Below are 13483 nucleotides of genomic sequence, written 5' to 3'. Positions count from 1 at the left end.
ACAAACGGCACAAAACTCCTACGCTCGTCTCATGTCAGAGGTGTACGCGAACCGCCGATCCCGGCTGAGGGAACACTTCAACGCGGCCGGTACTGCGGCAGCGCTCGTCACCCGCCCCGCCAACGTGCGCTACCTCGCCGCCGCCGCCCCGCAGGGCTCCGTCCTGCTCCTCGGCAGAGGAGAGGACCTGCTCGTCTGCGCCGGCCCGCCCGAAGACCGTCCGTACGAAGGCCGGCCGGACGAGAACCTGCGGCTTCACATCCTGTCCGCACCCGACGGCGACCCCGCGGTCGCCGCGGCCGGCCTCGCCGCGGCCCAGGGTGCCGACGCCCTGGCCGTGGAGGAGCACCATCTCACCGTGGCCCGTCACCGGGCCCTCACCTCGGTGTCCGCCGGGCTCCGCCTCGCCGACCTCGGCGCGGCCGTCGAGCAGCTCAGGGTCGTCAAGGACGAGGAGGAGATCTCCTGCCTGCGCATCGGTGCGGAGATCGCCGACCAGGCCCTCGGCGAGCTGCTGGAGTCGATCCTGGTCGGCCGCACCGAACGGCACCTCGCGCTGGAGCTGGAACGGCGCCTGGTCGACCACGGCGCCGACGGACCGGCCTTCCCCACCTCCGTGGCCACCGGACCGCACTCCGGCCGCCGCGGCCACCGCCCCACCGACCGGCGCGTGGAGGAGGGCGACTTCCTCTCCGTCTGCCTCGGCGCCACCTACCGCGGCTACCGCTGCGAGATCGGCCGTACCTTCGTCATCGGCACCTCGCCCGCCGACTGGCAGATCGAGCTGTACGACCTCGTCTTCGCCGCCCAGCGCGCCGGGCGCGAGTCCCTGGCGCCCGGGGCCGCCTACCGTGACGTGGACCGCGCGGCGCGGCAGGTACTGGACTCCGCGGGGTATGCGGAAGCTCTGCCCCCGCTGACCGGACACGGCGTCGGACTCGAAATCGACGAGGACCCGCAGCTGGCCCCCGCGGCCATGGGTAAACTGGACGCTTGCGTGCCGGTCACCGTCGAACCGGGGGTCCACCTCCCGGGCCGGGGCGGCGTCCGGATCGATGACACGCTCGTCGTACGCCCCGAGGCGGACGGCGGACCCGAGCTACTCACCATCACGACCAAGGAGCTGCTCGCGCTCTAAGCGACACCAGGGAAGTTCAGGCACCCGCACTTCCCGGAGCCGCTAATAGGCGCGTGACCCGGGGTCGTACGTCAGTCCAGGAGATTCCGCAACCGTGGCTTCCACGAACGACCTCAAGAACGGCATGGTGCTCAAGCTCGAAGGCGGCCAGCTCTGGTCCGTCGTCGAGTTCCAGCACGTCAAGCCCGGCAAGGGCCCGGCCTTCGTGCGCACCAAGCTCAAGAACGTGCTCTCCGGCAAGGTCGTCGACAAGACCTTCAACGCCGGTGTCAAGGTCGAGACGGCCACTGTCGACAAGCGCGACATGCAGTTCTCGTACATGGACGGCGACTACTTCGTCTTCATGGACATGGAGACCTACGACCAGCTCATGGTCGACCGCAAGGCCGTCGGCGACGCCGCCAACTTCCTCATCGAGGGCTTCACGGCCACCGTCGCCCAGCACGAGGGCGAGGTGCTCTTCGTCGAGCTGCCGGCCGCCGTCGAGCTGACCATCCAGGAGACCGAGCCGGGCGTCCAGGGTGACCGCTCTACCGGTGGCACCAAGCCCGCCACCCTGGAGACCGGCCACCAGATCCAGGTCCCGCTCTTCATCACCACCGGTGAGAAGATCAAGGTCGACACCCGCACGAGCGACTACCTCGGCCGGGTGAACAGCTAACCGTGGCTGCCCGCAACACGGCCCGCAAGCGTGCCTTCCAGATCCTCTTCGAGGGCGACCAGCGCGGAGCCGACGTCCTGACGGTCCTCGCGGACTGGATCCGGCTCTCCCGGTCCGACACCCGGCAGCCGCCGGTCAGCGAGTACACGATGCAGCTTGTCGAGGGCTACGCGCAGCACACCAAGCGCATCGACGAGCTGATCGCGCAGTACGCGGTGGGCTGGACGCTCGACCGGATGCCGGTCGTCGACCGCAACATCCTGCGGCTGGGCGCGTACGAGCTGATCTGGGTCGACGAGACCCCGGACGCCGTCGTCCTGGACGAGATGGTGCAGCTGGCGAAGGAGTTCTCGACCGACGAGTCGCCTTCGTTCGTCAACGGCCTGCTCGGCCGGCTCAAGGAACTGAAGCCTTCCCTGCGCCGGGACGAGGCGTAACCGGTACGTCCGGTGTCGGCAGGGCCCGCGGATACTTTCCGCGGGCCCTCGGCGTCTTTCCGGCCCGCGCCGGAGGGCAGCTCCCCGGACCCTCGGCCGTGCGGCTTCCGAGATCCTGGGCGGCCGTGACGAGGGCGAAGGCGGAGGGCTCGTACAAGTCCCGCCTCCGGGCGCGGGGCGACCCCCGTACCGGGCAGCACGGCCGCGCGTGACCTCCTCCACGGTGCCCAGCCGCGCGGGCGGCCGGAGCAATGCCTCAGGGGCGGAGCCCCATGGCTCCGCCCCTGGTAGAGACGTTTCTGCGCAAGATGTCCGGTGTCTCAGGCCTCTTCGTGCGTGGCCACCGCGCGGCGCGCGTCCGCGTCCAGGACGCCCCAGCTGATCAGCTGCTCGGTGAGGACCGAGGGGGACTGGTCGTAGATGACGGCGAGGGTGCGCAGGTCGTCCTGGCGGATCGACAGCACCTTGCCGTTGTAGTCACCGCGCTGGGACTGGATCGTCGCCGCGTAGCGCTGGAGGGGGCCGGCCTTCTCGGCCGGCACCGTGGCCAGCCGCTCCAGGTCCAGGACCAGCTTCGGCGGCGGCTCGGCGGCACCGCCCGGCGTCGTGCCGGGCAGCAGCTCCTGCACAGGAACGCCATAGAAATCGGCCAGCTCGGCAAGGCGCTGCACGGTCACGGCACGGTCACCGCGCTCGTACGAACCGACGACCACGGCCTTCCAGCGACCCTGGGACTTCTCCTCGACACCGTGGAGGGAAAGGCCCTGCTGGGTGCGGATGGCCCGGAGCTTGGCCCCGAGCTGTTTGGCGTATTCGCTGGACATATAGCTCCCCGGACACTGTGTCGACGCGGCCGGCTGTCTGCCCGCCGCGCGGCTGGTAACTCACTGTGAGGTTACGCAGCGTGACTCTTGTGCGTCAAGCCGAATGGTCCACACCGACTCTTCCGTGGTAGTGACGGCGGATTACGCCAAGGGGGTGATCGGGGGGCTCCTTCCGACCTGCTACCGTGGATGGCGCAAATCCGACGTCCTTTAAGGTCCGTCCCGTGAGGCGGAGAAGGAGGTCCGTTTCGTATGGACACGCACGCACATGCGCCTGCGGCCGATGCCCGGCCCGTACTCGAGGGTCCCGACATCGCACGGGTGCTCACCCGCATCGCCCACGAGATCGTCGAGCGCGCCAAGGGCGCCGACGACGTGGTGCTCCTAGGCATTCCGACCCGGGGCGTCTTCCTCGCCCAGCGGCTCGCCGCCAAGCTGGCGCAGATCACCGACCGCAAGGTCCCCGTCGGCTCTCTCGACATCACCATGTACCGCGACGACCTGCGCATGCACCCGCCGCGTGCGCTGGCCCGCACCGAGATCCCGGGTGACGGCATCGACGGCAAGCTGGTCGTCCTCGTCGACGACGTGCTCTTCTCCGGCCGCACCATCCGCGCCGCCCTCGACGCCCTGAACGACATCGGGCGTCCGCGCGCGGTGCAGCTCGCGGTCCTGGTCGACCGCGGCCACCGCGAACTGCCCATCCGTGCCGACTACGTCGGCAAGAACCTCCCCACGTCGCTGCGGGAGACGGTCAAGGTCCAGCTCGCCGAGGAGGACGGTCGCGACACCGTGCTGCTCGGTGCGAAGCCGGCCGGCCAGTAGCAAGTCAGGCGCACGGCCCGCTCCGGCGTGCCCGCACACGCGCCGGTCTGCCCCGATCCTCCCGAATGAACTGCCTTACGGAGCCTGACAGATGCAGCGTCATCTCATCTCGGCCGCCGACCTCACCCGCGACGACGCCGTCCTGATCCTCGACACCGCCGAGGAGATGGCCCGGGTCGCCGACCGGCCGATCAAGAAACTGCCGACCCTGCGCGGCCGCACGATCGTCAACCTCTTCTTCGAGGACTCCACCCGCACCCGGATCTCCTTCGAGGCCGCCGAGAAGCGGCTGTCCGCGGACGTCATCAACTTCTCCGCCAAGGGGTCGTCGGTCTCCAAGGGCGAGTCCCTCAAGGACACCGCCCAGACGCTGGAGGCGATGGGCGTCGACGCCGTCGTCATCCGGCACGGCGCCTCCGGAGCCCCCTACCGCCTGGCCAACTCCGGCTGGATCGACGCGGCCGTCATCAACGCAGGCGACGGCACCCACCAGCACCCCACCCAGGCCCTGCTGGACGCGTTCACCATGCGCCGCCGGCTGATCGGCCGCGACGCCGGCCTCGGCCAGGACCTGTCCGGCAAGCGGATCACCATCGTCGGCGACGTCCTGCACAGCCGGGTCGCCCGCTCCAACGTCGACCTGCTGCACACCCTTGGCGCCGAGGTCACGCTGGTGGCCCCGCCCACCCTCGTCCCGGTCGGCGTCGGGAACTGGCCGTGCGAGGTGTCGTACGACCTCGACAGCACGCTGCCCAAGTGCGACGCCGTGATGATGCTGCGCGTCCAGCGGGAACGGATGAACGCCGCCTTCTTCCCGACCGAGCGCGAGTACGCGCGGCGCTACGGCCTCGACGGCGACCGCATGGCCAAGCTGCCCGAGCACGCCATCGTGATGCACCCCGGCCCGATGGTCCGCGGCATGGAGATCACCGCCGAGGTCGCCGACTCCGACCGCTGCACCGCCGTCGAGCAGGTCGCCAACGGCGTCTCCATCCGGATGGCCGTCCTGTACCTGCTGCTCGGCGGCAACGAACCCGCCGTCACCCACGCCCGTACCACCGAGGAGAAGTAAGACCCATGAGCAAGATCCTGATCCGTGGTGCGAAGGTGCTCGGCGGCGCGCCGCAGGACGTGCTGATCGACGGCGAGCGGATCGCCGAGGTGGGCACCGGCCTCGGTGCGGAGGGCGCCGAGGTCGTCGAGGCCGCCGGCAAGGTGCTGCTGCCGGGCCTGGTCGACCTGCACACCCACCTGCGCGAGCCCGGCCGCGAGGACTCCGAGACCGTGCTCACCGGTACCCGGGCGGCGGCGAGCGGCGGCTACACCGCCGTGTTCGCCATGGCCAACACCTTCCCCGTCGCCGACACCGCCGGTGTGGTCGAGCAGGTCTACCGGCTCGGCCAGGAGCACGGCTACTGCGACGTCCAGCCCATCGGCGCCGTCACCGTCGGCCTGGAGGGCAAGAACCTCGCCGAGCTGGGTGCCATGCACGAGTCCGCCGCCGGCGTCACCGTCTTCTCCGACGACGGCAAGTGCGTGGACGACGCCGTGATCATGCGCCGCGCGCTGGAGTACGTGAAGGCCTTCGGCGGTGTCGTCGCCCAGCACGCGCAGGAGCCGCGGCTCACCGAGGGCGCCCAGATGAACGAGGGCGTCGTCTCCGCCGAGCTGGGCCTGGGCGGGTGGCCGGCCGTCGCCGAGGAGTCGATCATCGCCCGGGACGTGCTGCTCGCCGAGCACGTCGGTTCCCGGGTCCACATCTGCCACCTGTCGACCGCGGGCAGCGTCGAGATCGTCCGCTGGGCCAAGTCCCGCGGCATCCAGGTCACCGCCGAGGTCACCCCCCACCACCTGCTCCTCACCGACGAGCTGGTGCGCACCTACAACCCCGTCTACAAGGTCAACCCGCCGCTGCGCACCGAGCGCGATGTGCTGGCCCTGCGCGAGGCGCTCGCCGACGGCACGATCGACATCGTCGCCACCGACCACGCCCCGCACCCGCACGAGGACAAGGACTGCGAGTGGGCCGCGGCCGCCATGGGCATGGTCGGGCTGGAGACCGCGCTGTCGGTGGTCCAGGAGACCATGGTCGACACGGGCCTGCTGGACTGGGCCGGCGTCGCCGACCGCATGTCCGTCAAGCCCGCGCGCATCGGACAGGCCACCGGACACGGACGTCCCGTCTCGGCTGGTGAGCCCGCCAACCTCACCCTCGTCGACACGGAATACCGTGGCCAGGTGGACCCCGCGGGCTTCGCCTCGCGCAGCCGCAACACCCCCTACCAAGGGCGTGAGCTGCCGGGCCGTGTGACGCACACGTGGCTGCGGGGCAAGGCCACGCTCGTCGACGGGAAGCTCACGTGACACCTGTAATCCTGCTGGCCGAGGCCAAGAAGTCGGCCGAGGTCACCGACTGGGGGGCCCGCATCGGCTGGCTCGTCGGCCTCGCCCTCTTCGTCGCGCTCGTCTACTGGCTGATGCGCGAGGGCTGGAAGTGGCGCGGCACGCTGCAGAGCGACCTGCCCGCGCCGCCCAGCGCGCCCGAGGAGACCGGCCCGGCGAGACTGAGCATGAGCGGCCGCTACCACGGCTCCACCACCGCCGGGCAGTGGCTGGACCGCATCGTGGCCCACGGCCTGGGCACCCGCAGCCGGGTCGAGCTGACCCTGACGGACCAAGGCCTGGAGGTGGAACGCCCCGGCGCCACCGACTTCTTCGTCCCCACTGCCGCACTGCGCGAGGCCCGGCTCGACAAGGGCATCGCCGGCAAGGTCCTCACCGAGGGCGGGCTGCTGGTGGTGACCTGGGCGCTCGGCGACAAGCTGATCGACTCAGGCTTCCGCTCCGACCACGCGGCCGAGCACACCGAGTGGGTCGACACCCTGAACCAGATGATCAACGACACGGAAGGCGCACGATGACGACCTCCACCAGGGGAGCTGCCAGGGTTCCCGCCGTACTCGTCCTGGAGGACGGCCGCATCTTCCGCGGCCGCGCCTACGGGGCCGTGGGGGAGACCTTCGGCGAGGCCGTGTTCTCCACCGGCATGACCGGCTACCAGGAGACCCTCACCGACCCGTCGTACGACCGCCAGATCGTCGTCGCGACCGCCCCGCAGATCGGCAACACCGGCTGGAACGACGAGGACGACGAGTCGGGGCGCATCTGGGTCTCCGGCTACGTCGTGCGCGACCCCGCGCGCGTGCCGTCCAACTGGCGCTCGAAGCGCTCCCTGGACGACGAGCTGCAGCGGCAGGGCGTCGTCGGCATCTCCGGGATCGACACCCGCGCCCTCACCCGCCACCTGCGTGAACGCGGCTCGATGCGGGCCGGCATCTTCTCCGGCGAGGCCGTCGCTGCCGACTCCGCACTGCTCGAGCGCGTGCAGGCCCAGCCGCACATGAAGGGCGCGAGCCTCTACGAGGAGGTGGCGACGAAGGAGGCGTACGTCGTCCCGGCGGTCGGCGAGAAGCGCTTCACCGTCGCCGCCATCGACCTCGGCATCAAGGGCATGACCCCGCACCGCATGGCCGAGCGCGGCATCGAGGTGCACGTCCTGCCCGCCACCGCCACCGCCGACGAGGTCTACGCCGTCGACCCGGACGGAGTCTTCTTCTCCAACGGCCCCGGCGACCCGGCGACCGCCGACGGCCCGGTCGCGCTGATGTCGGCCGTCCTGGAGCGCAGGACCCCCCTGTTCGGCATCTGCTTCGGCAACCAGATCCTCGGCCGCGCCCTCGGCTTCGGCACCTACAAGCTGAAGTACGGCCACCGCGGCATCAACCAGCCGGTCCAGGACCGTACGACCGGCAAGGTCGAGGTCACCGCGCACAACCACGGCTTCGCCGTGGACGCGCCGCTCGACAAGGTGAGCGACACCAAGTTCGGCCGCGCCGAGGTCTCGCACGTCTGCCTGAACGACAACGTCGTGGAGGGGCTGCAGCTGCTCGACCAGCCGGCCTTCTCCGTCCAGTACCACCCCGAAGCGGCAGCGGGCCCGCACGACGCCGCCTACCTGTTCGACCGCTTCGTTTCCCTGATGGAGGGCCAGCGTGCCTAAGCGCACCGATATCCAGTCCGTCCTGGTCATCGGCTCCGGCCCGATCGTCATCGGCCAGGCCGCCGAGTTCGACTACTCCGGCACCCAGGCGTGCCGCGTCCTGAAGGCCGAAGGCCTGCGGGTCGTCCTGGTCAACTCCAACCCGGCGACGATCATGACCGACCCGGAGATCGCCGACGCCACCTACGTCGAGCCGATCACCCCCGAGTTCGTCGAGAAGATCATCGCCAAGGAGCGCCCCGACGCCCTGCTGCCCACCCTGGGCGGCCAGACGGCCCTGAACACCGCCATCTCGCTGCACGAGAACGGCGTCCTGGAGAAGTACGGCGTCGAGCTGATCGGCGCCAAGCCCGAGGCGATCCACAAGGGCGAGGACCGCGACCAGTTCAAGGCCGTCGTGGAGGCCGTCAAGGCCAAGATCGGCCACGGCGAGTCCGCCCGCTCGGTGATCTGCCACACCATGGACGACGTCCTCAAGGGCGTCGAGACGCTCGGCGGCTACCCGGTCGTCGTCCGCCCGTCCTTCACCATGGGCGGCGCCGGCTCCGGCTTCGCGCACGACGAGGAGGAGCTGCGCCGCATCGCCGGCCAGGGCCTCACGCTCTCCCCGACCACCGAGGTGCTCCTGGAGGAGTCCATCCTCGGCTGGAAGGAGTACGAGCTGGAGCTGATGCGCGACAAGCACGACAACGTGGTGGTCGTCTGCTCCATCGAGAACTTCGACCCGATGGGCGTGCACACCGGCGACTCGATCACCGTCGCCCCGGCGATGACGCTCACCGACCGCGAGTACCAGATCCTGCGCGACATCGGCATCGCCGTGATCCGCGAGGTCGGCGTCGACACCGGCGGCTGCAACATCCAGTTCGCGGTGAACCCCGAGGACGGCCGGGTGATCGTCATCGAGATGAACCCGCGTGTGTCGCGCTCGTCGGCCCTCGCATCCAAGGCGACCGGCTTCCCGATCGCCAAGATCGCCGCCAAGCTCGCCGTCGGGTACACCCTGGACGAGATCCCGAACGACATCACCCAGGAGACCCCGGCCTCCTTCGAGCCGACCCTCGACTACGTGGTCGTCAAGGCCCCGCGGTTCGCCTTCGAGAAGTTCCCGCAGGCCGACTCCACCCTCACCACCACCATGAAGTCGGTCGGCGAGGCCATGGCCATCGGCCGCAACTTCCCGGAGGCCTTCCAGAAGGCGCTGCGCTCGCTGGAGAAGAAGGGCAGCCAGTTCACCTTCGTCGGCGAGCCGGGCGACAAGGACGCCCTGCTGCGCGAGGCCGTGCGGCCCACCGACGGCCGGATCAACACGGTCATGCAGGCCATCCGCGCCGGCGCCACGCCCGAGGAGGTCTTCGAGTTCACGAAGATCGACCCGTGGTTCGTGGACCAGCTGTTCCTGATCAAGGAGATCGCGGACGAGCTGGCCGAGGCGCCCGAGCTGACCGCCGACCTGCTCGCCGACGCCAAGCGGCACGGCTTCTCCGACCAGCAGATCGGTGAGATCCGCGGCCTGCGCGAGGACGTCGTCCGCGAGGTCCGGCACGCCCTCGGCATCCGCCCGGTCTACAAGACGGTCGACACCTGCGCCGCCGAGTTCGCCGCGAGGACGCCGTACTTCTACTCCTCGTACGACGAGGAGACCGAGGTGGCCCCCCGCGAGAAGCCCGCGGTGATCATCCTGGGCTCCGGCCCCAACCGCATCGGCCAGGGCATCGAGTTCGACTACTCCTGCGTCCACGCCTCCTTCGCGCTGTCCGACGCCGGGTACGAGACCGTGATGGTCAACTGCAACCCGGAGACCGTCTCCACGGACTACGACACCTCCGACCGCCTGTACTTCGAGCCGCTGACGCTCGAGGACGTGCTGGAGATCGTCCACGCCGAGTCCCTCGCCGGTCCGATCGCCGGTGTGGTCGTCCAGCTGGGCGGCCAGACCCCGCTCGGCCTGTCGCAGGCCCTGAAGGACAACGGCGTGCCGGTCGTCGGCACCTCCCCCGAGGCGATCCACGCCGCCGAGGACCGCGGTGCCTTCGGCCGCGTCCTCGCGGAGGCGGGCCTGCCGGCCCCGAAGCACGGCACGGCCACCACCTTCGAGGAGGCCAAGGCCATCGCCGACGAGATCGGCTACCCGGTCCTCGTCCGGCCGTCGTACGTGCTCGGCGGGCGCGGCATGGAGATCGTCTACGACGAGACCCGCCTCGCCTCCTACATCGCCGAGTCGACCGAGATCAGCCCCTCCCGGCCGGTCCTGGTCGACCGCTTCCTGGACGACGCCATCGAGATCGACGTCGACGCGCTCTACGACGGCGAGGAGCTGTACCTCGGCGGCGTCATGGAGCACATCGAGGAGGCCGGCATCCACTCCGGCGACTCGGCGTGCGCCCTGCCCCCGATCACCCTCGGCGGCTTCGACATCAAGCGCCTGCGCGCCTCCACCGAGGCCATCGCCAAGGGCGTCGGCGTGCGCGGCCTGATCAACATCCAGTTCGCGATGGCGGGCGACATCCTCTACGTCCTGGAGGCCAACCCGCGCGCCTCCCGTACGGTGCCCTTCACCTCGAAGGCGACCGCGGTGCCGCTCGCGAAGGCCGCCGCCCGCATCTCGCTGGGCGCGACCGTCGCCGAGCTGCGCGCCGAGGGCCTGCTGCCGAAGAACGGCGACGGCGGCGAGCTGCCGCTGGACGCGCCGATCTCCGTCAAGGAGGCCGTCATGCCGTGGTCCCGCTTCCGCGACATCCAGGGCCGCGGCGTCGACACCGTCCTCGGCCCGGAGATGCGCTCCACGGGCGAGGTCATGGGCATCGACTCGGTCTTCGGCACGGCCTACGCCAAGTCGCAGGCGGGTGCCTACGGCCCGCTGCCCACCAAGGGCCGCGCGTTCATCTCGGTCGCCAACCGCGACAAGCGCTCGATGATCTTCCCGGCCCGTGAGCTGGTCGCCCACGGCTTCGAACTGCTCGCCACCTCCGGCACCGCCGAGGTCCTCAAGCGCAACGGCATCAACGCCACCGTGGTGCGCAAGCAGTCCGAGGGCACCGGCCCGAACGGCGAGCGGACCATCGTCCAGCTCATCCACGACGGCGAGGTCGACCTCATCGTCAACACCCCGTACGGCACCGGTGGCCGCCTCGACGGCTACGACATCCGCACGGCGGCCGTGGCGCGGTCCGTGCCCTGCCTGACGACCGTCCAGGCGCTCGCCGCGGCCGTCCAGGGCATCGACGCCCTCAACCACGGTGACGTGGGCGTCCGCTCGCTCCAGGAACACGCGGAACACCTGACCGCGGCCCGCGACTAGCAGCCCTGAGGGGGACACCGGAAACGGTGTCCCCCTCTTCATGAGGACCCCTGAGGCCTCATGAAGACCCCTGAGGACTTACGAGATGTACAAGCTCTTCTTCCGTCTGGTTTTCACCCGGATGGACCCGGAACAGGCCCACCACCTGGCCTTCCGCTGGATCCGCCTCGCCGCTCGCGTCCCGGTGCTGCGCACGTTCGTCGCGGCCGCGCTCGCCCCCCGCTACAAGGAACTGCGCACCGAGGCCTTCGGGCTGCGCATGCACGGCCCCTTCGGGCTCGCCGCCGGCTTCGACAAGAACGCCGTGGCCATCGACGGGATGTCGATGCTGGGCTTCGACCACGTCGAGATCGGCACCGTGACGGGGGAGCCGCAGCCCGGCAACCCCAGGAAGCGGCTGTTCCGGCTCGTCGCGGACCGGGCGCTGATCAACCGCATGGGCTTCAACAACGACGGCTCGCTGGCCGTGGCGGCCCGTCTCGCGACCCGTGAGCCGGTCTTCAGGACCGTCGTGGGCGTCAACATCGGCAAGACCAAGGCCGTACCGGAGGCGGAGGCCGTCGGCGACTACGTGAAGTCGGCCGAAAGGCTCGCCCCGTACGCCGACTACCTGGTCGTGAACGTCTCCTCGCCGAACACGCCCGGCCTGCGCAACCTGCAGGCCACCGAGGCGCTGCGCCCGCTGCTGAGCGCCGTGCGCGAGGCCGCGGACCGCACGGTCCCGGGCCGGCGCGTCCCGCTCCTGGTGAAGATCGCCCCCGACCTCGCCGACGAGGACATCGACGCCGTCGCCGACCTGGCCGTGGAGCTGGGCCTGGACGGCATCATCGCCACCAACACCACCATCGCGCGCGAGGGCCTCGGTCTCCGGTCCGCCCCCTCGCTCGTGAAGGAGACCGGCGGCCTGTCCGGCGCCCCCCTCAAGGAGCGGTCCCTGGCGGTCCTGCGCCGCCTGTACGCGCGCGTGGGCGACCGGATCACCCTGGTGGGCGTCGGCGGCGTCGAAACCGCCGAGGACGCCTGGACGCGGATCCTGGCCGGTGCCACGCTGGTGCAGGGGTACAGCGCTTTCGTCTACGAGGGCCCGTTCTGGTCCCGCGCGATCCACAAGGGCCTCGCCGCGCGCCTGCGCACCAGCCCGTACGCCACCCTCGCCGACGCGGTCGGCGCCGATGTGAGGAAGACCGCATGAGTGTTCTCGAACCCTTCGGCGCCCGGCTGCGCCGGGCCATGGACGAGCGCGGCCCGCTGTGCGTCGGCATCGACCCGCACGCCTCCCTGCTCGCCGAGTGGGGCCTGAACGACGACGTCACCGGTCTGGAGCGGTTCAGCCGCACGGTCGTCGAGGCGGTGGCCGACAGGGTCGCCGTCATGAAGCCGCAGAGCGCCTTCTTCGAGCGGTTCGGCTCGCGCGGCATCGCCGTCCTGGAGAAGACGGTCCAGGAGGCGCGCGCGGCCGGCACCCTCGTCGTCATGGACGCCAAGCGCGGCGACATCGGCTCCACCATGGCCGGATACGCCGAGGCCTACCTGCACAAGGACGCCCCGCTGTTCTCCGACGCCCTCACCGTCTCGCCCTACCTCGGCTACGGCTCGCTCAGCCCGGCCGTCGTGCAGGCCCGGGAGAGCGGTGCCGGGCTGTTCGTGCTGGCCCTGACCTCGAACCCCGAGGGCCCCGAGGTCCAGCACGCGGTTCGCACCGACGGCCGCGGGGTGGGCGCGACCATGCTGGCGCACCTGGCCGCCGAGAACGCCGGGGAGGAGCCGCTGGGCTCCTTCGGGGCGGTCGTCGGCGCCACGGTCGGCGACCTGTCGACGTACGACCTCGACATCAACGGCCCGCTCCTCGCGCCCGGTGTCGGCGCGCAGGGGGCGACCGCGGCCGACCTCCCCAAGGTCTTCGGCTCGGCGGTGCGCAACGTCGTGCCGAACGTCAGCCGGGGTGTGCTGCGTCACGGTCCCGGCATCGGGACGCTGCGCACCGCCACCGAGCGCTTCGCGGAGGAGATCCGGACCGCCGTCGGCGGTGCCTGAGTCCTCCGACGAGTGCCCGGCCGGGCGACGCCGGGGCGGCTTGAGTGTGAATACATCCTCAAATCGAGGGCAGTATGTCTGAAATGTCCGGCCTGGCGGAGGCTGACCAGGACTTTTCCGCTGTTCTCGCTGACTCTGGCGGACTTGCCCGCTAGTCTCCGAGCAGAGTGAACGGGCGAAGCGTGTTGCTCGTAGCTCCCCAG

The 13483-nt window shown here is 70.5% G+C and carries 12 protein-coding genes; 11 read left to right on the top strand and 1 reads right to left on the bottom strand.

The features are described 5' to 3' along the window. Positions 1 to 31: 31 nt before the first annotated feature. The 3 genes from ACGFRF_RS16425 to nusB all read left to right on the top strand — a co-directional run bounded on the left by ACGFRF_RS16425 (position 32) and on the right by nusB (position 2236). The gene (locus ACGFRF_RS16425; RefSeq protein WP_393740344.1) at positions 32 to 1138 is read left to right on the top strand and encodes an aminopeptidase P family protein; all 1107 of its coding nucleotides are present in this window, start codon (positions 32 to 34) and stop codon (positions 1136 to 1138) included. Positions 1139 to 1232: 94 nt separating this feature from the next. Beyond that, positions 1233 to 1799, top strand: coding sequence for an elongation factor P (gene efp / locus ACGFRF_RS16420; RefSeq protein WP_217129986.1), 567 nt, complete (start codon positions 1233 to 1235; stop codon positions 1797 to 1799). Between the two features lie 2 nt (positions 1800 to 1801). Next, positions 1802 to 2236, top strand: a complete 435-nt coding sequence (gene nusB / locus ACGFRF_RS16415; protein WP_393740342.1) for a transcription antitermination factor NusB — start codon at positions 1802 to 1804, stop codon at positions 2234 to 2236. 320 nt (positions 2237 to 2556) lie between these two features. On the opposite strand, the gene bldD is transcribed toward nusB, so the two are convergent. Continuing rightward, the gene (bldD, locus tag ACGFRF_RS16410) at positions 2557 to 3060 is read right to left on the bottom strand and encodes a transcriptional regulator BldD (RefSeq protein ID WP_014671524.1); all 504 of its coding nucleotides are present in this window, start codon (positions 3058 to 3060) and stop codon (positions 2557 to 2559) included. A 252-nt stretch (positions 3061 to 3312) separates the two neighbouring features. On the opposite strand from bldD, the gene pyrR reads away from it, so the two are divergent. From pyrR to pyrF, 8 genes are all read left to right on the top strand, one after another. Beyond that, a complete protein-coding gene (pyrR, locus tag ACGFRF_RS16405; RefSeq protein WP_393740340.1) occupies positions 3313 to 3885 on the top strand; it encodes a bifunctional pyr operon transcriptional regulator/uracil phosphoribosyltransferase PyrR in 573 nt (190 codons plus the stop codon). A 91-nt stretch (positions 3886 to 3976) separates the two neighbouring features. Beyond that, on the top strand, positions 3977 to 4957 hold the full coding sequence (locus ACGFRF_RS16400; RefSeq protein ID WP_393740339.1) for an aspartate carbamoyltransferase catalytic subunit: 981 nt from the start codon (positions 3977 to 3979) through the stop codon (positions 4955 to 4957). A gap of 5 nt (positions 4958 to 4962) precedes the next feature. Continuing rightward, positions 4963 to 6249: a dihydroorotase gene (locus tag ACGFRF_RS16395; RefSeq protein ID WP_393740337.1), complete on the top strand. Its 1287-nt coding sequence runs from the start codon at positions 4963 to 4965 to the stop codon at positions 6247 to 6249. Continuing rightward, entirely contained in the window at positions 6246 to 6806 is a 561-nt protein-coding gene (locus ACGFRF_RS16390; protein WP_393740335.1) for a hypothetical protein, read from the top strand. Before ACGFRF_RS16395 ends, ACGFRF_RS16390 begins: the two co-directional genes overlap by 4 nt. Beyond that, positions 6803 to 7945: a glutamine-hydrolyzing carbamoyl-phosphate synthase small subunit gene (carA, locus tag ACGFRF_RS16385; RefSeq protein WP_393740333.1), complete on the top strand. Its 1143-nt coding sequence runs from the start codon at positions 6803 to 6805 to the stop codon at positions 7943 to 7945. The genes ACGFRF_RS16390 and carA overlap by 4 nt, the downstream gene beginning before the upstream one ends. Further along, a complete protein-coding gene (carB, locus tag ACGFRF_RS16380; RefSeq protein ID WP_393740331.1) occupies positions 7938 to 11246 on the top strand; it encodes a carbamoyl-phosphate synthase large subunit in 3309 nt (1102 codons plus the stop codon). Before carA ends, carB begins: the two co-directional genes overlap by 8 nt. A gap of 85 nt (positions 11247 to 11331) precedes the next feature. Further along, positions 11332 to 12438: a quinone-dependent dihydroorotate dehydrogenase gene (locus ACGFRF_RS16375; RefSeq protein ID WP_393740330.1), complete on the top strand. Its 1107-nt coding sequence runs from the start codon at positions 11332 to 11334 to the stop codon at positions 12436 to 12438. Further along, complete coding sequence (gene pyrF, locus ACGFRF_RS16370) at positions 12435 to 13280, top strand: orotidine-5'-phosphate decarboxylase (RefSeq protein WP_393740328.1); 846 nt, start codon at positions 12435 to 12437, stop codon at positions 13278 to 13280. Before ACGFRF_RS16375 ends, pyrF begins: the two co-directional genes overlap by 4 nt. Positions 13281 to 13483: the final 203 nt, after the last annotated feature.

It is taken from the genome of Streptomyces sp. NPDC048521, assembly GCF_043199855.1.
In the GTDB taxonomy this organism is placed as follows: Bacteria; Actinomycetota; Actinomycetes; order Streptomycetales; family Streptomycetaceae; genus Streptomyces.
The sequence above is the reverse complement of the archived record's forward strand: the minus strand, read 5'-3'. Positions and strand labels throughout refer to the sequence as shown.

Bases quoted from the DNA above. Each gene is read 5' to 3' on its own strand.
- ACGFRF_RS16425 (WP_393740344.1), top strand. From the start codon at position 32: ATGTCAGAGGTGTACGCGAACCGCCGATCCCGGCTGAGGGAACACTTC.
- bldD (WP_014671524.1), bottom strand. From the start codon at position 3,060: ATGTCCAGCGAATACGCCAAACAGCTCGGGGCCAAGCTCCGGGCCATC.
- ACGFRF_RS16400 (WP_393740339.1), top strand. From the start codon at position 3,977: ATGCAGCGTCATCTCATCTCGGCCGCCGACCTCACCCGCGACGACGCC.
- ACGFRF_RS16395 (WP_393740337.1), top strand. From the start codon at position 4,963: ATGAGCAAGATCCTGATCCGTGGTGCGAAGGTGCTCGGCGGCGCGCCG.
- ACGFRF_RS16375 (WP_393740330.1), top strand. From the start codon at position 11,332: ATGTACAAGCTCTTCTTCCGTCTGGTTTTCACCCGGATGGACCCGGAA.
- pyrF (WP_393740328.1), top strand. From the start codon at position 12,435: ATGAGTGTTCTCGAACCCTTCGGCGCCCGGCTGCGCCGGGCCATGGAC.
- pyrR (WP_393740340.1), top strand. From the start codon at position 3,313: ATGGACACGCACGCACATGCGCCTGCGGCCGATGCCCGGCCCGTACTC.
- carA (WP_393740333.1), top strand. From the start codon at position 6,803: ATGACGACCTCCACCAGGGGAGCTGCCAGGGTTCCCGCCGTACTCGTC.